The sequence below is a fragment of the Embleya sp. NPDC001921 genome (genome assembly GCF_053594475.1).
In genome coordinates, this window is the sequence record NZ_JBSFEO010000040.1 from 44,078 (window position 1) to 66,194 (window position 22,117).

The 22,117-nt window shown below is 72.7% G+C and carries 21 protein-coding genes; 14 read left to right on the forward strand and 7 right to left on the reverse strand.

The window, feature by feature from the left end; all coding sequences use genetic code 11:
• Window positions 1–51: 51 nt before the first annotated feature.
• Window positions 52–831 (reverse strand): ABC transporter permease, encoded by a 780-nt coding sequence (locus ACWCPW_RS36835; RefSeq protein WP_449765921.1) that lies wholly within the window; start codon window positions 829–831, stop codon window positions 52–54.
• Window positions 828–1,739 (reverse strand): ABC transporter ATP-binding protein, encoded by a 912-nt coding sequence (locus ACWCPW_RS36840; protein ID WP_449765922.1) that lies wholly within the window; start codon window positions 1,737–1,739, stop codon window positions 828–830. Before ACWCPW_RS36840 ends, ACWCPW_RS36835 begins: the two co-directional genes overlap by 4 nt.
• Window positions 1,740–1,840: 101 nt before the next feature.
• Between ACWCPW_RS36840 and ACWCPW_RS36845 the strand changes: the two genes are divergently transcribed.
• Window positions 1,841–3,013: a sensor histidine kinase gene (locus ACWCPW_RS36845; RefSeq protein ID WP_449765923.1), complete on the forward strand. Its 1,173-nt coding sequence runs from the start codon at window positions 1,841–1,843 to the stop codon at window positions 3,011–3,013.
• On the opposite strand, the gene ACWCPW_RS36850 is transcribed toward ACWCPW_RS36845, so the two are convergent.
• Window positions 2,959–3,651: a response regulator gene (locus ACWCPW_RS36850; RefSeq protein ID WP_449765924.1), complete on the reverse strand. Its 693-nt coding sequence runs from the start codon at window positions 3,649–3,651 to the stop codon at window positions 2,959–2,961. The two genes, ACWCPW_RS36845 and ACWCPW_RS36850, sit on opposite strands and share 55 nt — an antisense overlap.
• Before the next feature lie 276 nt (window positions 3,652–3,927).
• Here ACWCPW_RS36850 and ACWCPW_RS36855 point away from each other — a divergent pair, with 276 nt between their 5' ends.
• The 3 genes from ACWCPW_RS36855 to ACWCPW_RS36865 all read left to right on the forward strand — a co-directional run bounded on the left by ACWCPW_RS36855 (window position 3,928) and on the right by ACWCPW_RS36865 (window position 6,802).
• Window positions 3,928–5,955, forward strand: a complete 2,028-nt coding sequence (locus ACWCPW_RS36855; protein WP_449765925.1) for a hypothetical protein — start codon at window positions 3,928–3,930, stop codon at window positions 5,953–5,955.
• An 82-nt stretch (window positions 5,956–6,037) separates the two neighbouring features.
• Window positions 6,038–6,262: a helix-turn-helix domain-containing protein gene (locus ACWCPW_RS36860; RefSeq protein ID WP_449765926.1), complete on the forward strand. Its 225-nt coding sequence runs from the start codon at window positions 6,038–6,040 to the stop codon at window positions 6,260–6,262.
• Window positions 6,263–6,289: 27 nt separating this feature from the next.
• The gene (locus ACWCPW_RS36865) at window positions 6,290–6,802 is read left to right on the forward strand and encodes a Clp protease N-terminal domain-containing protein (protein ID WP_449765927.1); all 513 of its coding nucleotides are present in this window, start codon (window positions 6,290–6,292) and stop codon (window positions 6,800–6,802) included.
• Between the two features lie 65 nt (window positions 6,803–6,867).
• Here the strand turns inward: ACWCPW_RS36865 and ACWCPW_RS36870 are convergent, their stop codons facing one another.
• Window positions 6,868–8,319 (reverse strand): aminopeptidase P family protein, encoded by a 1,452-nt coding sequence (locus ACWCPW_RS36870; RefSeq protein ID WP_449765928.1) that lies wholly within the window; start codon window positions 8,317–8,319, stop codon window positions 6,868–6,870.
• 294 nt (window positions 8,320–8,613) lie between these two features.
• Between ACWCPW_RS36870 and ACWCPW_RS36875 the strand changes: the two genes are divergently transcribed.
• Entirely contained in the window at window positions 8,614–9,588 is a 975-nt protein-coding gene (locus ACWCPW_RS36875) for a polysaccharide deacetylase family protein (RefSeq protein ID WP_449765929.1), read from the forward strand.
• 98 nt (window positions 9,589–9,686) lie between these two features.
• Here the strand turns inward: ACWCPW_RS36875 and ACWCPW_RS36880 are convergent, their stop codons facing one another.
• The gene (locus ACWCPW_RS36880) at window positions 9,687–10,316 is read right to left on the reverse strand and encodes a TetR/AcrR family transcriptional regulator (RefSeq protein WP_449765930.1); all 630 of its coding nucleotides are present in this window, start codon (window positions 10,314–10,316) and stop codon (window positions 9,687–9,689) included.
• A 133-nt stretch (window positions 10,317–10,449) separates the two neighbouring features.
• Here ACWCPW_RS36880 and ACWCPW_RS36885 point away from each other — a divergent pair, with 133 nt between their 5' ends.
• Both ACWCPW_RS36885 and ACWCPW_RS36890 read left to right on the forward strand, forming a co-directional pair.
• A complete protein-coding gene (locus tag ACWCPW_RS36885) occupies window positions 10,450–11,112 on the forward strand; it encodes a flavodoxin family protein (RefSeq protein ID WP_449765931.1) in 663 nt (220 codons plus the stop codon).
• Window positions 11,109–12,209, forward strand: coding sequence for an NAD(P)H-dependent flavin oxidoreductase (locus ACWCPW_RS36890; protein WP_449765932.1), 1,101 nt, complete (start codon window positions 11,109–11,111; stop codon window positions 12,207–12,209). Before ACWCPW_RS36885 ends, ACWCPW_RS36890 begins: the two co-directional genes overlap by 4 nt.
• Window positions 12,210–12,402: 193 nt before the next feature.
• On the opposite strand, the gene ACWCPW_RS36895 is transcribed toward ACWCPW_RS36890, so the two are convergent.
• Window positions 12,403–13,311, reverse strand: a complete 909-nt coding sequence (locus ACWCPW_RS36895) for an alpha/beta fold hydrolase (protein ID WP_449765933.1) — start codon at window positions 13,309–13,311, stop codon at window positions 12,403–12,405.
• A 113-nt stretch (window positions 13,312–13,424) separates the two neighbouring features.
• Between ACWCPW_RS36895 and ACWCPW_RS36900 the strand changes: the two genes are divergently transcribed.
• Complete coding sequence (locus tag ACWCPW_RS36900) at window positions 13,425–14,135, forward strand: winged helix-turn-helix transcriptional regulator (protein ID WP_449765934.1); 711 nt, start codon at window positions 13,425–13,427, stop codon at window positions 14,133–14,135.
• Between the two features lie 168 nt (window positions 14,136–14,303).
• Here the strand turns inward: ACWCPW_RS36900 and ACWCPW_RS36905 are convergent, their stop codons facing one another.
• On the reverse strand, window positions 14,304–15,062 hold the full coding sequence (locus ACWCPW_RS36905; RefSeq protein WP_449765935.1) for a DeoR/GlpR family DNA-binding transcription regulator: 759 nt from the start codon (window positions 15,060–15,062) through the stop codon (window positions 14,304–14,306).
• A 289-nt stretch (window positions 15,063–15,351) separates the two neighbouring features.
• Here ACWCPW_RS36905 and ACWCPW_RS36910 point away from each other — a divergent pair, with 289 nt between their 5' ends.
• The 6 genes from ACWCPW_RS36910 to melA all read left to right on the forward strand — a co-directional run bounded on the left by ACWCPW_RS36910 (window position 15,352) and on the right by melA (window position 22,115).
• Window positions 15,352–16,218, forward strand: coding sequence for an endo alpha-1,4 polygalactosaminidase (locus ACWCPW_RS36910; RefSeq protein WP_449765936.1), 867 nt, complete (start codon window positions 15,352–15,354; stop codon window positions 16,216–16,218).
• A 325-nt stretch (window positions 16,219–16,543) separates the two neighbouring features.
• Window positions 16,544–17,860 carry an extracellular solute-binding protein gene (locus ACWCPW_RS36915; RefSeq protein WP_449765937.1) on the forward strand — a complete coding sequence of 439 codons (1,317 nt, stop codon included), beginning with the start codon at window positions 16,544–16,546 and terminating at the stop codon, window positions 17,858–17,860.
• Between the two features lie 10 nt (window positions 17,861–17,870).
• The gene (locus ACWCPW_RS36920) at window positions 17,871–18,827 is read left to right on the forward strand and encodes a carbohydrate ABC transporter permease (RefSeq protein ID WP_449765938.1); all 957 of its coding nucleotides are present in this window, start codon (window positions 17,871–17,873) and stop codon (window positions 18,825–18,827) included.
• Window positions 18,824–19,714 carry a carbohydrate ABC transporter permease gene (locus tag ACWCPW_RS36925; RefSeq protein WP_449765939.1) on the forward strand — a complete coding sequence of 297 codons (891 nt, stop codon included), beginning with the start codon at window positions 18,824–18,826 and terminating at the stop codon, window positions 19,712–19,714. The genes ACWCPW_RS36920 and ACWCPW_RS36925 overlap by 4 nt, the downstream gene beginning before the upstream one ends.
• Window positions 19,715–19,848: 134 nt before the next feature.
• The gene (locus ACWCPW_RS36930; protein ID WP_449765940.1) at window positions 19,849–20,805 is read left to right on the forward strand and encodes a carbohydrate kinase family protein; all 957 of its coding nucleotides are present in this window, start codon (window positions 19,849–19,851) and stop codon (window positions 20,803–20,805) included.
• Window positions 20,805–22,115, forward strand: a complete 1,311-nt coding sequence (melA, locus tag ACWCPW_RS36935) for an alpha-galactosidase (RefSeq protein WP_449765941.1) — start codon at window positions 20,805–20,807, stop codon at window positions 22,113–22,115. Before ACWCPW_RS36930 ends, melA begins: the two co-directional genes overlap by 1 nt.
• Window positions 22,116–22,117: the final 2 nt, after the last annotated feature.

Here is a 22,117-nt window from a genome sequence, read left to right on the forward strand (position 1 = left end):
CCCGCGGACGGGCTCGGGGCACTCGCTCCGCGCACCCGGCCGGCGCCCCGATCACAGATCCCGGCGGCGGATCCGGATCGCGGCCACGGTCGGCGGCACCACCGCGTAGGCGCCCATCACCGCGGCCGCGGCGATCGGCGGCAGGGTCGTGCCGTAGATCGAGTAGGGGTTGCCGGTGCCCGCCAATTGGCCCGGAAGACTGTCGAGAGCGAACGAGTCGGCCCGTGTGTCCCAGGGCGCGGGCAGGCTGCGCACGACCATCGGAACGACGTACAGGAGACCGGCCACGGCGCTGATCGTGCCCGCCGTGGACCGCAGCACCCCGCCCAGCCCGCATCCCACCAGCGCGGCCACCGTGATCGCCAGGCTCTGCGCGACCAGCAGGCCGGTCGTGGGACCGCCCGCGTCGGCGTAGGCGGGGATCGGCCGGTCACCGACGAGGGCCCGGGTCAGGTACGACGTGGCGAACACACAGGCCGATCCGAGCGCCAGGGCGAACGCGCCGACGACCGCCGCCTTGGCGCACACCACGCGTCCGCGCCTGGGCACCGCGACCAGGGTGTCCCGGATCATGCCGCCGGCGTACTCGGAGGTGATCGTCAGCGCGCCGAGCACGGCCATGCTCATCTCGGCGACGGTCAGGAACAGCGGTTCCAGGGGCGACATGGAAAAGTGCGCGCGGTCCGTCTCCGAGAGCCCGTCCCAGGTGTGCGCGCCGTACGCGGCCAGTGCGCAGGTGCCGGCCATGGCGACGGCCAGCGCGGCCAGGACGATGTACGTGGAGCGCACGGTGCGCAGCTTGAGCCATTCCGCGGCGAGCACGTCGGTCATCGCGCCGCCTCCGTCGGTACGAATTCGAGGCGGCCGGCGGTCAGTTCGACGTACGCCTCCTCCAGCGACGCGGTCCGCGCGCGGATTTCCCACACCGGGATGCCGCGGGTCGCGGCGAGATCGCCGATGGAGTGCGGTTCGAGCCCGCGCACCACGAGTCGGCCGTCCGGCTCCGTCGCCACCGTCGCGCCCGCGGACACCGCGGCTGCGGCCAGTTCGCCCGCGCGCGGCGAACGCACCAGCACTCCCCGGGCGAAACGATCGGTGAGCTCGCGCACGGAGGTGTCGGCGATCAGGCGCCCCGCGGCGATCACGATCAGGCGATCGGCGGTCAACTCCATCTCGCTCATCAGGTGGCTGGAGACGAAGACCGTGCGGCCCTCGCCGGCCAGGGCGCGGATCCGGTCCCGGAGTCGGCGGATGCCGTCCGGATCCAGGCCGTTGGTCGGCTCGTCCAGGATCAGTACGCCGGGATCGCCGAGCAGCGCCGCGGCCAGTCCCAGTCGCCGGCGCATGCCCAGCGAGAATCCGCCGACCCGGGTGCGGCCGACCGCGGCCAGGCCGACCTGTTCCAACACCGCGTCGACGCCGCGGCGCCCGATGGCGTTGCTGCGGGCCAGCCAGCGCAGGTGGTCGACCGCGGTCCGTCCGGCGTGCGCGGTGTCCGCGTCGAGCAGCACGCCCACCTCGCGCATCGGGCGCGGCAGTTCGGCGTAGGCGCGGCCGTTGACCCGGGCGGTGCCGCGCGTGGGCGCGGCCAGGCCGAGGATCAGCCGCAGGGTGGTGGACTTGCCGGCGCCGTTGGGGCCGAGGAATCCGGTCACCACACCGGGACGCACCACGAAGGACAGCGCGTCGACGGCGGCGACCCGCCCGTATCGCTTGGTCAGGTCTTCCACTTCGATCATGCGGATCACCCTCGGGCGCCCGGGGGTCGCGGCGCATCGGGCGGCCGACTGACATCCCGGGGGATGAGGTGGAGCGCGGTCGCGCTCCATAGGGTCGGGGCGTGAACGAGTCCGGCTTGCGCTCGGCGGTGACCCGGCGGCTGACCCGACGGTGGTTGTTCGCGCTGGACGGCGCGGCCGCCGTGGGGTTCACGCTCGCCGCGTGGTCGGTCGGGCCCGAACGCCATCTGCCGTGGTGGGTACGCGGATTGTTCGCCCTGGGGATCGGGGCTCCGGTCGCGCTCCGGCGCCGGTGGCCGGTGCCGGTGTTCGCCGTGGTGCTCGCCGCGTGTGTCGCGGCGGAAGTCGTGGGCGCCGCACGCACGTTGTTCGCCGCCGCGGCCTTCGCGCTGTACCCGGTCGCCCTCGCCGGGCACCGCCGCCGCCTGCCCACGCCGACCATCGCGGCGCTCGGCGCGGGCTCGCTGTTCGCGCTGGCCGCGTTCGGGCCCGCGTACGCGTGGCGGGTCGATCCGGCGCCGGCCATGGCCGCGGTCGGCGCGCTGGGCGGCGCGTGGACGATCGGTCGGACGGTGCGCGCACGCCGCGAGTTCGCGGCGCGCACCGCCCGGGAGTCGGCCGAGCGCGCGGCGGCCGACGAACGGCTGCGCATCGCACGCGAGTTGCACGACGTGGTCGGGCACACGATGGGGGTCATCGCGGTCAGGGCGTCGATCTCGGGCCACGTGGCGCACAGTCGCCCCGGGGAGGCCGTCGAGGCGTTGCGGGTGATCGAGGCCACCAGCCGCGAGGCGTTGACCGATCTGCGTCGGATGCTCGGCGTGCTGCGCGCCGAGGAGGAGGCCGGGTCGCGGCCGACTCCCGGCGTCGCCGAGTTGGGGGCACTGGTCGAACAGGCGAGGCGGATGGGTGTCCGGGTCACCCTGCGGGTCTCCGGCGTTCGCGAACTCCCCGAGGGCGTCGGCCTGTCCGCGTTTCGCATTGTCCAGGAGGCGCTGACGAACGTGACCCGACACGCCCCGGCCGCCCGCTGCGAGGTCTCGGTCGAGGCGGACGGCCGGCGGGTGCGGATCGAGGTGGGCGACGACGGTCCCGGCGCCTCGGCCGGACCGCACGGCTACGGGCTCGTCGGGATGCGCGAACGGGTGGCGCTGCACGGCGGCACGCTCACCGCCGGCCCGCTCGCCGAGGGCGGCTTCCGCGTGGTCGCCGTGTTGCCCTACGGCCGGGATCCGGCGCCCGGGCGGGCGGGGGCGGCCAGGCCGGTGTCGTAGCAGGCGATCACCAACTGCACGCGGTCGCGGGCGCCGAGCTTGTCCAGGAGGCGGCTCACGTGCGACTTGACCGTCGGCAGGCCGACCCGCAGGCGCGCGCCGATCTCGGCGTTGGACAACCCTCGGCCGACCAGGACCAGGACCTCGCGTTCGCGATCGGTGAGCCCGACCAACTCGCCGGACGGCGGCGCCGGTTCCCCGCTCGGGGCGGTCGGCCCGTAGCCGGCGATCAGCCGCCGTGTCACGGTCGGCGCCAGCAGCGCCTCGCCGGACGCGATCACGCCGATCGCGGTGAGCAGTTCGGCCGGCCGGGTGTCCTTGAGCAGGAACCCGCTCGCACCCGCGCGCAGTGCCGGATACACGTAGGCGTCCAGGTCGAACATGGTCAGGATGAGCACCCGGGTGCCCGGTACGCCGTCGGGTCCGCAGATGTGCCGGGTCGCCTCGACGCCGTCCATCTCCGGCATCCGGACGTCCATCAGGACCACGTCCGGGCGTTCGCGCCGGGCCAGTTCGACCGCCTCGACGCCGGTGGCGGCCTCGCCGACGCTCGCCAGTCCCGGCGCGGTGTCCACGAGCATCGCGAAGCTGCCTCGCAGCAAGGCCTGATCGTCGGCGATCAACACCCGGATCGACACCTCGGACCCCGTCCGTCACCCCCGACACCGTGCCACGACGATACCGGGCCGGCTCGTGCCACCCGGCGCGAGGCGCCCGCCACCGCGCCCGGGCCGGCTCGGCGGCCCCCGGCCGGCCGCTCGCGCGCCCGGCGCCGATGCCAGACTGGCCCGCCGGACGACGACCCCGCGCGCCGCCGGGCGCCGGGCGCCGGTCCGGGCGGACGGCGGCACGCGCACGCGACGGGGCGGCACTGGGCGGCACGGGACGACAGAACTGAACGGAACGGGGCAGTGGTGAGCAGGGCGATCTCGATGTTGTGGAGGCACGCCGATCCGAGCCTGGTCGTGCACCTCGTGGCGCGCTGCGATCCGAGCGGGCGCGGCCGGTTGGCGGCCTTGTTGTCCGACGTGCCGGAGGTGGTCGACTACGCGCTGACCGACGCTGATCGGTCCGTGCACATCGCGCTCGCCCGTTACGATCGGCTGCCGCGCTCGGTCCTGGATCGGCTGGTCACGCTCGACGACCCCGAGGTCGATCGGCACGTCTTCCTCAATCCCCGCGCCGACACGCGCGTCCGCCGCCGGATCCTCGGCCGTGCCCTGGACCCCGAACTGCGCGAGACGTTGCGCACCACCCGGACCCGCACCCACGCGCTGGCCCTCGTGTACGCGCGCGACGGCCGACTGCTGCGGCACGCGCTGACCGTGCTGGGCCGACTGGCCAACCGACCCCATGTCGAACGGGCCCGACTGCGGGCGTTCGCCGGACTGTGGCGGGCCGAGGGACCGGAGGCCGTCCACGCCGCGCTGTCCGTCGGCCGGTACCGCACCAAGGTGGTGGCACCGATCGTGCGCGCGGCACTCGACGCGCCCGAGGGGTTGATGTTGCTGGAGGTCGGTGCGTGCGCCGGACCGGACGACCGCGAACTCGTCGCGCTGCTGCGGGCCGGCGGCTTGCGACGCGGCGAGGCCCGGCACGTGCTCGCGACCTCGGACGCGCCGCCGGACTGGAACGCGCTCGCGCGGGCGCATCGGCGGCAGCCGTTCACGCCCGAGGTGGCCGCGGCCCTGGCCGGCACCCAGGGCTGCCCACCGTCGGTGGTGGCCGTCCTGGACGCCGCCGCCAACCACAACCATCGCCCGCTCGAACAGGCCCTGCTGGCGGGTGTGACGACGCCCGAGGAGTTCCTGCGCGCGGGCCGGCCCGCCTGGGACGTCCTGCGCGCCATCGACACGTTCGACGTGCGATCCGCCGGGGCCGTCGCGTTCGACCCGCTCGTGACGGCGCTCCACCCGCTGCTGCCGAGCGATGTGCCGGGCTGGCTGCGGTTGGCCCGCGCGGGACCGGGATTTCCCGGGACGGTGCACGAACTGCTGCGGCACGTCGAGCACTCGGCCGGCACTTCCGCGCCGGCCGCGGATCCGGACCGGGCCGCCGGACCGCCCACCACTCCGCCCGGCCCGCTCCGGTACGCGACGAGCCCGTTGTCGCTGCTGCTGACCCGCGCCGAGCCGGGCCCGGCGGCCGAGGTCGTGTCCGCGCTGGATCCGGACGACCTGCACGCGTTCGGCGCCGGCCGACACGCTCTCGCCCCGGAGGTGGCGGTCGCGCTCGCCCGCCGTTGGCCCGGCGACCTCCCGCTCGGGATCGCCCGCCGGATCACCGCCCGCCGGGACGCGATCCAGGCGCTCGCGGAGGTGGAGGACGAGCTTTCCGCCGAGGTGGTCAAGGCACTCGCCCGGACCGACGAGGGCATCTGGTCCGTCGATCCTCGGCGGGGCCGTACCCGCTACCGCGTCGAGGGCCGCGCGTCGGCGGCGGACCTGGAGACCTGGCCCTCGCCGGAACCGCTGCGCGCGCTGCCCGGCCGAGTGCCCGCCGCGCTGTGGCACCGCCTGGCCGAGGATCCCGGTGTCGCCCGAATCCCCGATCCGGCGGCCGCCGTCGCGGCGTACCACCCGGACTGCCCCGAGGCCCTGCTCCACACGCTCGTCCGGCGCCATCCGCAGTTCTTCTCCTACGGATGGGTGCAGTCCCCCGCCGTCGCCCGGGCGCTGCTCGCCGACCCTCCCGTGCGCGAGTTCCCGATCCGGGAACTGGGCGACCTCCTGCGCGACCGGATGCTCACCCGGGCGGAGATCCTGGCCGGGGCCCGGCCGGCCGCACACGCGCTGATCGTGTGCCGCGACTTCGCCCGCGACACGGTGCGCCGGCGGTTGCGCGACGACGTCGACGCCTGGGTCGTGGCGACGAGCCTGCTCCGCGACTTCACCGGCACGCTGGAGGAACTGCTCGCCACCGCGGCGGCCGTGACCGCCTGACCGTTCCGGGGGCGCGGCGCACGGGAGCCGCCGTCATCAACTTTTGTTGACGAGCCGATCCGCCATCAACTAAAGTTGATACGTGATCGACGCCAAAGACGTCCCCTCGCCCGAGCAGCCCGAGGACGCGTTCGCGGCCGTGGTCGCACTGCGCGGCCTCGCCGCGTCGCTGGAGCGAGCCGCGGTGGACCACGCACTCGCCCAGGGCTGGACCTGGAACCACATCGGTCAGGCCCTGGGCATGAGCGCCCAGGCCGCCCACAAACGTCTGTCCCCCTCCCGACGAACGCCACCACAGGACCGGTGATCCACCGGACCGGCAAGGAGATCCACCATGGGCATTCGAGCCGCGATACACGACATGGGCGCGATGAAGCGCCTGCTCACCGGCGCCGAGGAGCAGGCCCGCGCGCTCGGCGAGGACACCCCCGGCCCCGAACACCTGCTCCTGGCCGCCCTCGCACTCCCCGACGAGTCCGCCCGCACCGCACTGGCGGCGTCCGGCGTCACGGTCGAGGACGTCCGCCGCGTGCTGGCCGAATCGCATGCCGCGGCGCTGCGTTCGGTCGGCATCGACACCGACTCGATCCCCGCCGTCTCCCCCGCGCCCGCCCCGCGCGGACCGTACCGCGCCTCCGGCAGCGCGAACGAGGTGTTCCAGCGGGCCGTCGCCATCGCCAAGTCCGAGCGGCCCAGGAATCTGCGCACGGCGCACGTCCTGATCGCCGTCGCCGAGCTCGAACACGGCACGGCCGCCCGCGTGTTGCGCAATCTGGAGATCGATCGCCCGGCCCTGATCGCGGCAGCGCACGCGGCCGTCCGGAACGAGAACCCCACCGGTCGGTGAGGACGGGCCGGCTGCCGGCCGGCGCCGCCGTGCCCGGACGGGCACGGCGGCTGCCGGCGGGTGCGTCAGGCGCGCAGTCGCGCCATCCACGCCTCGATCTCGTCCGCGTCGCGCGGCAGCGCGGCCGACAGGTTCCGGTTGCCGTCCTCGGTGACGAGGATGTCGTCCTCGATCCGCACCCCGATGCCGCGATACTCCTCGGGCACCGTCAGGTCGTCGGCCTGGAAGTACAACCCTGGCTCCACCGTCAGGCACATCCCCGGCTCCAGCGCGCCGTCCACGTACGACTCGGTCCGCGCCACCGCGCAGTCGTGCACGTCCAGGCCGAGCATGTGGCCCGTGCCGTGCAGGGTCCACCGGCGTTGCAGGCCGAGTTCGAGCACACGCTCCACCGGCCCCTCGACGATGCCCCAGGCGACCAGGTGCTCGGCGAGCACGCGCTGCGCCTCGTCGTGGAACTCGCGGTACTTGGCGCCGGGACGCACCGCGGCGATGCCCGCCTCCTGCGCGGCGAGCACCGCGTCGTAGATCCGCCGCTGCAACGCGGTGAAGCGACCCGCGATCGGCAGCGTGCGGGTCACGTCCGCGGTGTACAGCGTGTGCGTCTCGACGCCCGCGTCCAGGAGCAGCAGGTCGCCCGAGCGCACGGCCCCGTCGTTGCGCACCCAGTGCAGCGTGGTCGCGTGCGGTCCGGCCGCGCAGATCGAGCCGTAGCCGACGTCGTTGCCCTCGACCCGGGCCCGCAGGAAGAACGTGCCCTCGAGGTAGCGCTCGGAGGTCGCCTCGGCCCGATCCAGCACCCGCACCACGTCCTCGAAGCCGCGTACGGTCGAGTCCACCGCGGCCTGGAGCTGGCGGATCTCGAACTCGTCCTTGACCAGCCGCAGCTCGGCCAGGAAGACGCGCAGTTCCTCGTCCCGCTCGGCGTCGAGCCGCTCGCCCAGGGCACTCTCCAGCCCCGCGTCGTGCCCGCGCACGATCCGCACGTCGGCGCCGGCCCCCGCCACCTCGGTCGCGGCCGCGCGCACGTCCCGGCAGGGCAGGCCGTACAGCGCCTCGCCCTCGCTCAGACCGGGCCGCCTGCCGACCCACAGCTCGCCCTGGCCGTCCAGCCAGAACTCGCCGTTCTCGCGGTCGGACCGGGGCAGCAGGTACAGCACCGCGTCGTGGCCGTCGGCGACCGGTTCCAGAACCAGCACACCGTCCTGGGTCAGGTCGCCGGTCAGGTAGGCGTACTCGCTCGACGCCCGGAAGGGGTACTCGGTGTCGTTGGAGCGGGTCTTGAGGTTGCCCGCGGGAATCACCAGGCGTTCGCCCGGGAACCGGGCCGACAGCGCGGCCCGCCGCCGGGCGGTGTCGGGAGCCTGTTCGATCGGCGCGAGATCCTCGCGCCCGGTGTCCGCCCAACCGGCGCGCATGTTCGCGGCCAGTTCCTCCGAGACGCCCCGGTACAGGCCGTTCTTGCGCTGCTTGATCGGCTGCGCCTGCTCTGCGGACTGCCCGTTCTCGGCATCCACGCCTGCCTCCTCGGCTCGACTCTCGGTTGCGTTTCGATCATGTGTACGCCGCGTGTACGCGCCCATTCTTCCCGACCGGTGTTCGAGCGCGGGCACGGCGTCCCGGCGCGTCGACGCGGGCGGCTGCCGGAATGGCGCGCAACCCGCTCGGGCGCCTCCCCGGCGGCTGGGGCCTCCTGCGTTCGGGTGACCTGCGTGCCCCGGGACGGCCCAGGCGCCCGAATCGAAAATACGTTCTGGTTAAAATCAGAATAAAATCGGGCACCGAACGCCGCCATGAGCTGTGTTGATGCGGTGACGTCCCGTGTTCGTCGAGTTCTCCCGCGCTGGACCCTCGCGCTGGGCCTGTGTGCCTGCCTCCTCGCTTCGGCGTGCGCGGACACCGACTCCGCGCGGGTGGACAAGGCGGGTCCGGATGCGCCGCGACCGGTGGCGCTCGACCGGGTCGCCCCGGAGCGGGCGCTGCCGGACAACGCGGCGCCGGACAAGGCGGCGCCCGCCGACGCCCCGGAGCAGGCCGCGCGGGCCGCACTGCCGGACGAGGCGACCACCCGCCGGGAGCGCGCCGCCGTGGCCGCCGCCGCGAAGAAGTGGGGCCTGGCCTCCGTCCCGATCGCCGCACCCGCGCCGCCGGCCACCCGGCCCGTGCTGCGGTCCGGGCCCGGCGTCGCGCTGCACGGCGACCTGCCGGCGGTGGTGCACCGGGTACCCACCCAGGACCGGGTCGTCTTCCTCACCATCGACGACGGCGCGGAGAAGGATCCGGACTTCGTCCGGATGACCCGCGAACTGCGGGTACCCTTCAGCGCGTTCGTCAGCGGCTACCTGGCGCGCTCGGACTACGGCTACTTCCGCCGGCTGCACGAGCAGGGCGTGGCGGTGAACAACCACACCGTGAACCACCCGGACCTGCGCAAGCTGGGCTACCAGGCTCAGCGCAACGAGATCTGCCGCCAACAGGACGAGTTGACCCGGGAGATCGGCAGCACCCCCCGGCTGTTCCGGCCGCCGTACGGCGAGTTCGACGAGGACACCCTGCACGCCGCGCAATCGTGCGGGATCGTCGCCTTCCCGCTGTGGAACCAGGAGGCGTTCCCGGACCGGATGGAGTATCGCTACGACCACGCGTTCAAGCCGGGCGACATCATCCTGACCCACTTCCGCGGCCCCGGGCAGTGGAAGGGCGACATGACCGAGATGTTGCGCCGGGTGATCGACATGGTCACCCGAGAAGGCTTCGCCCTGGCCCGGCTGGACGACTACCTGTGACGCTCGCCGCGTGCACCTGCCCGTGACGCTCGCCGCGCGGACTCGTCCGTGACGCCCGCCCCGGACCTGTCTGTGACGCGCGCCGCGCGGGCCCGGGGTCAGGAGGCGGCGGGCTCGGTGGCCGCGACGTCGTGGGCGCACCCCAGCAGCAGGAGGGTGTGCGGCCACAGGTCGTCCAGGACCGCCGGGTCGTTGGCCAGTTTCGCGAACAGCACCATGCCCTCGACCTGGGCCACCACCGCCCGGGCCGTACGCCCGTCGCCCGCGGCGGCCGGCACGGCCCCGATGGCGACGGCCTCGACCAACACGGCGTGGATCAGCGCGATCTGCTCGGCGAAGACCTCCTCCAGACGGGCCCGCACCGCCGGCTCCTGATTGCCCAGTTCGAGCGCGAGGTTGCCGAGCAGGCATCCGTTGACCGAGCCGGATTCGTCCCGGGTCCGACGTTGCAGTTCCTGCATCGCGTCGAACAGGCTCCGCAGGCGCTCCAGCGGCGGGGCGTCCGCCCCCAGGAGTGCGGTCCAGTCGGCACGCTGCTCGTGCCAGTGGGCGTCGATCACTTCCAGGGTCAGGGCCTGCTTGGAGTCGAAGAAGTGGTAGAAGCTGCCCTTGCGCACGTCCGCGCGGGCGCAGATCTCCGCGACGCCGATCGCGCTGTATCCACGGGCGTGCATGAGGGCGCAGCCGGCCTCGAGAAGTCGCGTGCGCGCGGTGCTGGTGCGTCCCATGACAGCCGAGTATACGGACGGTCAACTAAATGACGGGACGAAGGCGGGACCATGGATGGCGAAATAGTTGACCGGTCGTCTAGCATCCATGGCAGCGACGGGCACCGGGCCCTCGCCGAACCGTGGAGGACCCATGTCCACACCCCTGCCCCCGACCTCGACCACCGCGGTCGGCGACGATCCCGCCCGCGATCCGCTGTCCGTGGTCGTGGTCCACCACAGCGGGTTCGGCCACACCGCCCGGCAGGCCGCGGCCGTCGCCGCGGGCGTCGACTCGGTTCCCGGCGTCCGGGCCGATCTGCGCGACGTGGCGATCCTGGACGAGGACCTGTGGCGCGCCCTGGCCGCCGCCGAGGCGATCGTCTTCGGCTCCCCCACCTACTTCGGCAACACGTCCTCCGTGTTCCAGGCGTTCGCGGAGGCGACCGCGCCGGTGTGGGCCGAACAGGGCTGGTCCGGCAAGCTCGCCGCCGGGTTCACCAACTCGGCGGGGCTGAACGGCAACAAGGACAACACGCTGCTGTCGCTGATCGTGCTCGCCGCCCAGCACGGCATGACCTGGGTGCCGCTGGGCCTGCCGCCCGGCTGGTTGTACAGCTCCACCGGCGACGCCCGCGACCTCAACCGACTCGGCGCATTCGTCGGCGCGATGGCCCAGTCCCCGTCCGACCTGGGCGCCGACGCGGCGCCCGCGGACGCGGATCTGCGCACGGCGGCGCACCTGGGCGCCCGCGTGGCCGAGACCGCGCTGCGGTTCGCCTACGGTCGCGACGGCGCCGCGCGGGTGGCGGCATGAGCACCCGGTTCACCGATCGCCTCGGCCTCGACCATCCCATCGTCCAGGGGCCGTTCGGCGGCGGCCTGTCCTCGGTCCCGCTGGCCGCGGCCGTGGCCGAGGCGGGCGGGCTGGGCTCGTACGGGGCGCACCACCTGCACCCCGACGCGATCACGTCCCTGGTCGGGCAGCTCTCCACCGCGACCGGACGGGCGTTCGCCGTCAACCTGTGGGTCCCGCACGAGGACGAGGCAGCGCGGCGCACGGCGGCGTTCGACGACGAACTCGCCCTGCACGTGCCGCGCCTGCTGCCGTACTACCGGGAACTGGGTCTGCCCGAGGCGGAGTTCCCGGACCGGCTCGAGGCCGCGTTGCGCGACGTACCGGACTTCGAGGACCAGATCGATGCACTCCTGGCCGCCGAACCGCCGGTGATCAGCCTCGTGATGGGGCTCCCGTCCCGCCGGATCGTCGACCGGGCCCGGCAACGCGGGATCGTGCTGATCGGCACCGCGACCACGGTGGCGGAAGCGGTCGCCCTGGAGGAGGCCGGCGTCGACGCGGTGGTGGCGTCGGGCAGCGACGCGGGCGGGCATCGCGGCGCGTTCCTGCGGCCGGTGCGCGAGTCGCTCGTGGGCACGTTCTCCCTGGTGCCCCAGGTGGTCGACGCCGTGTCGATCCCGGTCGTCGCGGCCGGCGGCATCGCCGACGGGCGGGGCGTGGCGGCCGCGTTGTTGTTGGGGGCGGAGGCCGTACAGATCGGCACCGGGTTCCTGGCGACGCGCGAATCCGGGGCGAGCGACGTGCATCGCCGCGCGCTGGCGGGGCCCGACGCGCGGACCACGGTGCTGACCCGACTGTTCTCCGGCCGCACCGCGCGGGGCATCCCGAACCGGTTCGTCCGGGAACTGGCCGGCCACGAGGACGAGGTGCCGCCGTATCCCGTGCAGAACGTCCTGATGCAGCCGATCCGACGGCAGGCCGCGCGGCAGGGTCGGGCGGACTACGTCAACCTGTGGGCCGGTCAGTCCGCCGCCCTGGCGCCGGGCGGCTCCGCCCGGGACTACCTGCACCGACTGGTGAAGGACGCCGAGCACGCCCGGACCGGCGGGCGCTGACCGGCGCCGGCCGCGGACCGGCGCTCCGCGACGCGCCTTTCGTCGCGGAGCGCCTGTGCCGGAATCCGGGTACGAATCCGGGCCGGATCGGGGGGCGAATCCGCATCCGAATCCGCATCCGAATCCGCGTCCGGATCCGCGTCCGGATCGGGGCCGGATCGGGGGCCGGATCCGCGTCCGGATCGGGATCCCGTCACCGTGCCGGACCCCGCGACGTGTGCTCGCCGATCGCGGTGACGACGGTGTCCCACACCTCGCGGGGCGGCATCTGGTGTCCCATCCCGGGCAGCGGGATCAGCGTGGTGTCCGGGATCTCCCGGGCCAGCGCCTCGGCGTGCCCGTACGGGAACAGCGGGTCGGCGGTGCCGTGCAGCACCAGGGTCGGGGCGGTGATCTCGCCCAGCCGGGGCCGGATCGACTCGCCGCCCTCGACCATCCAGTGGTTGGCCGCGGCGGCCGGGTCCGTGCTGCGGTCGTAGGCGCGCCCGGCGGTCTCCCGCAACCGCTCCGCGTCGACGGGGATGCTGCCCGCGAAGGCTCGTTCGGCGGCCAGGAAGTAGGCGATCACGGCCTCCCGGTCGGACCAGTCGGGACCCGGCGCCGGGTCGGCGAACAGCTTCGCCAGGTGCTCGCTCATCGGCGGCAGGTCGGGGTTCTCCGGTCCGCCGGGACCGCCCGGGCTGGTGGACAGCAGCGTCAGGGTCAGCACCCGCTCCGGGTGTCGTACACCGAGCCGCTGGACGAGCCCGCCGCCCATCGAGACGCCGACGACGTGCGCCGCGGCGAGGTCGTGGCCGTCGAGCACCGCGAGGGCGTCCTCCACCAGGTCGTCCTGCGTGTAGGTGGGCGCGCCGAGCGGGAACGTGGTGGAGCGCCCGGTGTCGCGCGTGTCGTAGCGGATGACGTATCGCCCGAGCGCGGCCAACCGGGCGGCGAACTCGTCGTCCCACCAGTCCATCGTGGCCTCGGCGCCGGAGACGAGCAGCACCGGCGGCGCGGCCGGGTCGCCGAAGGCCTGGGTGGCGAGTTCGACGCCGTTCGCCCGAATCGTCCTCTCCGGGGCGGCCTGGTTGCGGGTCGACAGCGGCTGCGGCTGGCTCACGGGTCTCTCCTGACGCTGGGATGCGGGACCGAACACGAACACCATACTTCGAAATTCGAAGTGTGCGCTACTATTTTCGAAGTTAGGTCGCCACGTCGAGCAGTGAGGTGGTCATGGGATCCGAGAGTTCCGCGCCCGAGAGGTCCGGCAGGCGCACGTATGGCCAGGGCTGCCCCATCGCCCACGCCCTCGACTTGATCGGCGAGCGCTGGGCGCTCCTGGTCGTGCGCGAACTGCGCCTGGGCCCGCGCCGCTTCGCCGACATCCAGGCCGCCCTGCCCGGCCTGGGTCCCAGCGTGCTCGCCCAGCGGCTGCGCGATCTGGAGGCGGTCGGCGTGCTGCGCCGCCGCGAGGAACCACCGCCCGCGTCGAGCAAGCTGTACGAACTGACCGCGTGGGGATCCGAGTTGGAGCCGGTCTTCGCCGCCCTGCGGGATTGGGGCATGCGCTCGCCCGTGGTGCCACTGGCGGGCGAGGTCAGCGCCGACACCGTGTTCCTGGGACTGCGGGCGTTCTTCGTACCGAGCCCGGAGGACCCGTGGACGGCGACCTACCGGATCCGCCTGGAGCGCGACGTCTATCGCGTGGAGGTCGAGGCAGGCGTGCTGACCGGGGTCGGCCGGGGCTCGTCGGCCGCCGCCGACGTGGACGTCACCGGCGAATTCCGCACCCTGCGGGCGGTGCTGTCGCACGAGCGCCCGCTCGCGTCCGCGATCGAGTCCGGCGGCCTCACCGTGACCGGCGACGTATCGGCCCTAGGCCGGCTGATCGCCGCCATGCCGCGCTCCCGGACCGGCGCCGGGCCTTCGCCGGCGCGACCGTGAGCGGGGCGAGGACGAGCGGCGCCGCCGCGCGCGGAGCGAACACGAGTGGTGCCAAACGAAAGTGAGCCGGGCGAAGGCGAGTGGGGCCAAGGCGCGCGGGGCGAGTGGGGTGGTCAAGGCGCGCGGGGCGACCGCGGCCGGTGCCGTCGTGCGGGCCCGGGGCCCGGGTCACACCGCCGTGACCGCGACCCCCGCCTCGGCGATCCGCGCCAGTTCCTCCTCCGGGGCGTCGCTGTCGGTGACCAGGTGGCCGATCCGGGCGAGCGGGCAGATCCTGGCCAGCGTCACCTTCCCGATCTTCGAGTTGTCCGCCACCACGATGGTGTGTTGGCTGCGCTCGGTGAAGGCCCGGTCGGTGGCCGCCTCCAACTGGTCGTGGGTGGTGCAGCCGTGCGCGGCGCTGATGCCGTCCACGCCCAGGAAGGTCACGTCGGTGAAGTAGTCGGCGAGCGTCTTCTCGGCGATCGGACCGACCAGTTCGTAGCTCTCGTTGCGCGCGGTGCCACCGATCACGACAAGCGTGACGTCCTTGTGCAGGACCATCTCCGCGGCGATGTTCACCGCGTTGGTGACGATGGTGACGGGCCCGCGCTCGGCCAGGATCCGGGCGATCTCGGTGGCGGTGGAACCCCCGGTCAGGCCGACCACCGCCTTCGGCGGCACCAGCGCGGCGGCGGCCCGGGCGATCGCCACCTTCTCCGGCCGGCGGCGCTCGCTGCGGTACTGCATGGGTGTCTCGAGGCCGATGTTGCCCACGGACGCCCCGCCGTGGGTGCGGCGCAGCAGGTTCATCGCGTCCAGGTGCTGGAGGTCGCGCCGCACCGTGGCTCCCGAAACCGCCAATATCCCGGACAGTTCCTCGACGCTCACGCTTCCCTTCGCACTGACGTGTTCGAGGATGCGCGCGTGGCGCTCGGTTCTCAGCATATGCGCAGCATATCCGTGCGCATTCGCGCAGTCACGGTTTCCCGATCGATTGCCGACCGGCGGAATTCTACCGTCCGTGCGGCAACTCCCGTGCGCGCCCCGCGCAAAGACGATCCCTTGACATGACGAATGTTGCTCGATTTACTGCTGCGACGCCGAGAGCAGCGCAATCGGCGTCAAAGGTACGCCCAGCCGGTAGGCGGCGCTAAGCCGCAAGCCCGGACAAAGTCGCCAGGATGTTCGTGGACATCCGAGGCGGGGACGTATCCTCCGCATCTGGAGTTCGATGATGAACACCTTCCTCCCGCGCAGATCGGCCCGACGCGTCGCCGCGATCACGGCGACCACCGCGGCGATCGCGGGCACCCTGTTCCTCTCGACGTCCGCCAACGCGAAGACCGACGCGGGCACGGACACCGCCGGCAGCACGAACGCGAAGGCCGGCGCCGTCACGGTGCCGCCGACGCACGCGAACTTCGACTACCAGATCGGCGGCGCCTACACCCCTCCTGCCGGGGTCAAGGTGGTCACCCGCGATCACAGCGCCGCTCCCGCGCCCGGGCTCTACAACATCTGTTACGTCAACGCCTTCCAGGCTCAGCCGAACGCCGAGCGCGAATGGCGCGCCGACCTGCTGTTGCGGCGCGCCGACGGCTCGATCGTCTACGACGGCGTGTGGAAGGAAGCCCTGCTCGACCTGCGCACCGCCGCCAAGCGCGCCGACATCGCCGCGAAGATCGACGCGCAGATCGACGAGTGCGCGAACAAGGGCTTCCAGGCCGTCGAGCCCGACAACTACGACAGCTACACCCGCTCCGAGAACCTGCTCACCGACCGGAACGCCAAGGACTACATCGCCCTGCTCTCCGCCCACGCGCACCGGCGCGGCCTGGCGATCGCGCAGAAGAACACCGCCGAGCTGGCCGAGGATCGCAGCGCCCTCGGGCTCGACTTCGCCGTCGCCGAAGAGTGCGGCGAGTGGAACGAATGCAATGACTACACCAAGTACTTCGGCAACAACGTGATCGTGATCGAGTACACCGCCAAGGGCTTGTCCAACGCCTGCTCGAAGTGGGGCGACAAGCTCAGCGTGGTCCGCCGCGACGTCGGTGTCAGCCCGATCGGCGACAGCGAGTACGTGCGCAAGACCTGCTGATCGCCCCTTCGCGCGGCCCGGTGCCCGGGTCCGTCGGGATCCGGTCCGTCGGCGTCCGGCACCGGGCCGCGTGCGCGGCCCGCTTCGCACCCGGTGCGTCCCTCCCCGCCACTTCGCCCGTCGACCCGTGCCCTCGCGACGGGCCCGGGGACGCGTTCGCCCCCCGCTCGTCGTCCCCGGGCCCGCCCGCTCCCGCCCGGTGATCGCCTCCCGGTGGCCCTTCCTCCGCCCGTACCCGTCCCGGCGTGTGTGGCGGATCCCCGGCTCGGTGCGTCCTCGCGTGCCCGGCCCCGCCCGCGCGTTTCGAAGTCTCCCTGGAGGTCCAGTGGTTTTCGGCCGACAGCATCCCGCCGGTCTCTCCCGTCGCGACGTGCTGCGCGCCGGCGCCGGTGTCGCGGTCGCCGCGACGCTGTCCGCGTGCGGCGGCACCGACGACGGCGTGGGCGCCGACGGGCGCGTCACGATCGAGATGTGGCATGGGCAGACCGACACCGGCCGCGAGGGCATCGAGGCCCTGGTGGAGAAGTTCCACCGGGTGCAGTCGGCGATCCGGGTCGACCTCGGCGGCGGCGTCCTGTCCGACGCGATGCTCCAGAAGATCACCGCCGCGCTCGCGTCCGGCTCCTACCCGGACATCGCCTACATCTTCGGTTCCGACCTGGCCGGCGTCGCCCGCAGCCCGAAGGTGGTCGACCTGAGCGAGACGGTGCACTCGGCCGCCACGCCGTGGCAGGACTACTGGGACCCGTCCCGGCAGGCCGTCACCATCAACGGCAAGGTACGGGCATCGCCGGCCGTGCTCGACGCGTTGGCCGTGATCTGCAACAAGCGGCTCTTCGAGGAGGCCGGGATCCCGCTGCCGCGGGCGGGCTGGACCTGGACGGACTTCCTGGCCACGGCACAACGGCTGACGGACGCGCAGCGCGGCGTCTTCGGCACCGGCTGGCCGGGGGTGGGCGACGAGGACACCGTGTGGCGGTTGTGGCCGATGGTGTGGGACCTGGGCGGCGACGTGGTCGCCGAGGACGGCCGCAACATCGGCTTCAAGGACGTCGGGGTGCGCGCGCTGGAGACCGTCGAGGCGCTCGCGCGGGCCAAGAGCGTCTACATCGACCCCAAGCCCGGCAGCGAGCAGATGTACCAGGTCTTCGCGTCCGGGCGGATGGGCATGGTGCTGACCGGCCCGTGGCAGATCCCGGACATCACCCAGGCGGAGATCGACTACCACGTGGTGCCGCTGCCGACCTACAGCGGCCGGCCGATGACCATCTGCGGTCCGGACACCTGGACGGTCTTCGACAACGGCAGCGCCCGGGTGCGCGCCGCCCGCACGTTCGTGTCCTGGCTGGCGCAGCCCGACCAGGACATCGAATGGGCCCTGACGGTCGGCAGCCTGCCGCTGAGCCGGGCCTGCGAGGCCAGGCCCGAGTGGCGCGCGCACGCCGCCGAGACCAACGGCCTGGAGGTGTTCACCCACGCCCTGGAGACCGCGCGCGTGCGCCCGGTGCATCCGGCCTATCCGCAGATCTCGATGGCGCTCGGCGAGGCCATCGTCTCCGTGCTGCTCGGCAAGAGCAGTCCGACCCGGGCGTTGAACCGCTGCGCCGCCGCGGCCAAGGCCGCCCTCGTCATACCGCGTTGAGGAGCTCCCCATGTCATCACTGCCCGCTCCACTCACGCTGTCGGACCACGATCGACAACGCCGCACCCCGCGCCGCGGACGCCGGCGCGAATCGGCGACCGCCTGGGCGTACATCCTTCCGGCCGTCGTGGTCATCCTGGGCCTGAGCGTGGTGCCCTTCGTGTGGTCGCTGCTGCTGTCCTTCCGGGCCGACGACCTGGTGACGCCCAGTCGATGGGTGGGCCTGGACAACTATGACGCGCTGACCCAGGACCCGCACTTCAGCCAGGCCGTACGCAACACGCTGCTGTACACCGCGTTGTACGTGCCGCTGAGCATGGCCTTCGGGCTGTTCCTGGCCCTGGTGCTGAACCGCAGGATCCGCCTGGTCGGGCTGTACCGCACGCTCATCTTCGTGCCGTTCGTCATCTCGGCCACGGCCCAGGGGGTGTTGTTCTCCTTCATCCTGGATCCGGAGTTCGGCGCGGCCAACTCGGTCCTGCACGCGCTGGGCATCGGCCGGCAGGGCTTCCTCACCGACCCCGGCCAGGCGTTGCTCGTCCTGGTGGCGATCTCGGTGTGGAGCGGCACCGGGTTTTGCGTGGTGATCTATCTCGCGGCGCTCCAGGACGTGCCACCGTCGTTGCTGGAGGCGGCCCGCCTCGACGGCGCCGGGCGATGGCAACTGCTGCGGCACGTGGTGCTCCCGACACTCACGCCGGTCACCGTCTTCCTGTTGTTGTGGCAGACGATCAACGCGCTCCAGGTCTTCGACCTGGTCTATGTCACCACCAAGGGCGGGCCGTTGGGGTCCACCACCGTCATCGTCTACTTCATCTGGGAGCAGGCGTTCAAGAACTTCACCGCCGGGTACGGCGCGGCGGCGGCCTACGTGCTCGCCGCGGCCCTGCTGGTCATCGGGCTGGGCACGCGGTTCGTGCGCGCTCGCAAGCCCGGTGCCGTCGTCGTCGAGGGGGCCGCCAAGTGACCGTGACCACCGCCGTACCGATCGAGGCGGCCCGCCCGCAGGACCGGTCGCGTCCCGAGCCGCGCCGGCGCCGGTGGTTGCCGTTCAGTCCCTGGCATCTGCTGCTCGCACCGTTGTCCCTGCTGTTCGCGCTGCCGTTGGTGTGGCTGGTGCTCAGTTCGGTGATGACCAACGCGGAGATCAACCGGTTCCCACCCGCGTTGTGGCCCTCGGGGATCCATCTCGGTGGATACCGCTACGTCCTGGGCAACGCGATGTTCCCGCGCTGGTTCATGAATTCGCTGATCGTCTCGGCGGTCGCGGTCGCCTCCAACCTGCTGTTCGGGGCGTTGGGCGGCTACGCGTTCGCCCGGATGCGGTTCGCCGGTTCGCGGGTGCTGATGGTGGCGATGCTGGCCACCATGGCGATCCCGTTCCAGCTCACCATGATCCCGACGTTCCTGATCATGAAGCGGTTGGGCCTGATCGACACGCTGGGCGCGCTGATCATTCCCTCGTTGGTGACGCCCTTCGCGGTGTTCCTGCTGCGTCAGTTCTTCCTGTCCCTGCCCCGGGAGTTGGAGGAGGCCGCCTGGATCGACGGCTGTTCCAGGCTGCGGGTGCTGATCCTGATCGTGCTGCCGCTGTCCCGACCCGCGCTGAGCACCGTCGCCGTGCTCACCTTCCTGACCACCTGGAACGACCTGACCTGGCCGCTGATCGCGATCAACCACGACACCCAGTACACCCTGCAACTGGGCCTGACCACCTTCCAGGGGCAGCACCACACCCAGTGGGCCGCCGTCATGGCGGGCAACGTGATCACCGTGCTTCCGGTGCTGCTGGCCTTCCTCGGCGCACAGAAGGCGTTCATCCAGTCCATCACCTCGAGCGGGCTCAAGGGTTAGCGGTGTCCCGGGAGTTCGACCCTCCCGGGGACACAACCCCCGGCCTCGCTCCGCCCCTGCCCCCGCCCTGCCCCGCCCCGCCCCGCCCCCGGCACCGTCCGTGCCGTCCGCTCCATTCGCACCCGGGAAGTTCGATGCCGCACACCTTCGATCTGCTCGTCATCGGTGACGCCAATCCCGATGTCGTGCTCGGTCCCCTCGACGAGCCGTTGGCCTTCGGCCAACGCGAACAACTCGTTTCCACCGGCCTGCTCACCCTCGGCGGCTCCGCCGCGATCACCGCGTGCGGAGCGGCCCGGCTCGGGCTGCGCGTCGCGATCGCCGGCCGTGTCGGCGACGACGACGCCGGGCGCTTCGTCCGCGCCGCACTGACCGATCGGGGCGTGGACACCGCGGCGCTGCGCGTGGATCCGACCCTGTCCACGCCGCTGACCACGGTGCTGACCCGGGCCGACGGCGACCGCGCGATCCTCACCGCGGCCGGCACCCTGGACGACACCGGACCCGAGGACGTCCCCGCGGAGTTGCTCACCCGCAGCAGGCACGTGCACGCGGCGTCCTATTTCCTGATGCCCAAACTCGCGATGGCCCTGCCCGACCTGCTGCGCACCGCCCGCGCGCACGGCGCCGGCACCTCCCTGGACACCAACGACGACCCCTCCGGGCGCTGGGATCCCACCGGCCTGGCCGCCGTACTGCCCACCGTCGACGTCCTGTTGCCCAACGCGCGGGAGGCTCTGGCGCTGGCCCGGATGCCCGCCGGAACCCCGGAGCAGGCGGCCGAACGGCTGGCCGCCCAGGGCCCGTTGGTGGTGGTCAAGAACGGCGGTGAGGGCGCCTTCGCGCACGACGGCCGCAGCGTACTGCGCACCCGGGGCATCCCGGCCCGACCGCTGGACACGGTCGGCGCCGGCGACAGCTTCGACGCCGGGTACCTCGCCGCCCTGCTCGCCGGCGAGTCGCCCGGCCGAGCACTCGAACTCGCCGCCGCGTGCGGTGCCCTGTCCACCCGGGCGCACGGCGGCACGCCGGCCCAACCCACCTGGGACGAGGCTGTCGCAGCCGTCGCCCGCAACGGAAAGAACCAGTGATGACCCGCACCAAGATCGTCTTCGTCGGCGCCGGCAGCGTCGTGTTCACCCAGGGGCTGCTGGCCGACCTCTTCGCCTTCCCGGAGTTGCGGCAGGCGCACATCGCGCTGCACGACATCGACCCGGAGCGGCTGGCCACCGCGCGGGGCGCGGCCCGCCTGATCGCGAAGGAGCGCGACGCGGATCCGGTGATCAGCACGCACATCGATCGCCGCGAGGCGCTCGCCGGCGCCCACTTCGTGATCAACATCGTCCAGGTCGGCATGCGCGAGGCCACCCGGACGGACTTCGAGGTGCCCGCCGGCTACGGTCTGCGCCAGACCATCGGCGACACGCTCGGCGTCGGCGGCATCTTCCGCGCGCTGCGCACCTTCCCGGTGTTGCGGGCCCTGGGCGAGGACATCGCCGAGATCTGCCCGGACGCGTGGTTGCTGAACTACACCAACCCGATGGCGATGAACGTGGGTTACCTCACCCGGGCCACCGGCCTGACCCGCGTGGTGGGCCTGTGCCACTCGGTCTACTGGACCATGCAGGGCCTGGCGGAACTGGTCGGGATCCCCTATGAGGAGGTCGACTACCGCGCCGCCGGCGTCAACCACCAGGCCTGGGTGCTGCGTTTCGAGCACAACGGCACCGACCTGTACCCGAAGTTGGACGCGCTCATCGCCGAGGACGCCGAACTGCGGCGCCGGGTACGGGTGGACATGTACCGCCGGCTGGGCTACTACCCGACCGAGACCAGCGAGCACTCCAGCGAGTACGTGCCCTGGTACCTGGGCCACGACAGCGAGATCACCCGGCTCCGGCTGCCGGTCGGCGCCTATCTCGGCATCGTCGACGAGAACATGGCCGCCTACGAGGAGACCCGCCGCGCGCTGGCCGCCGGGGACCCGGTCCCGGTGGAGTCCACGATGGAGTACGCGCCGCAGATCATCCACAGCATCGTCACCGGAACCCCGCGCACGGTCTACGGCAACGTGCCCAACCATGGGCTGATCGACAACCTGCCCGCCGACGGCATCGTCGAAGTACCGTGCCTGGTGGACGCGTTGGGTGTGCAGCCCACCCGCGTGGGAGCGCTGCCGCCGCAGTGCGCCGCGCTCAACCGCGCCTACCTGAGCGTGAACGACCTGGTCGTGCGCGCCGCGTTGGAGGACGACCCGCGGCACATCCGACACGCGGTGATGGCCGACCCGGCCACCGCCGCCGCGTTGCCCGTCGAACGCATCTGGGACCTGTGCGACGACATGGCCCGCGCGCACGGGGACCTGCTCCAGCCCGCGCTGCGCGCCACGCTGGGGCACTGACG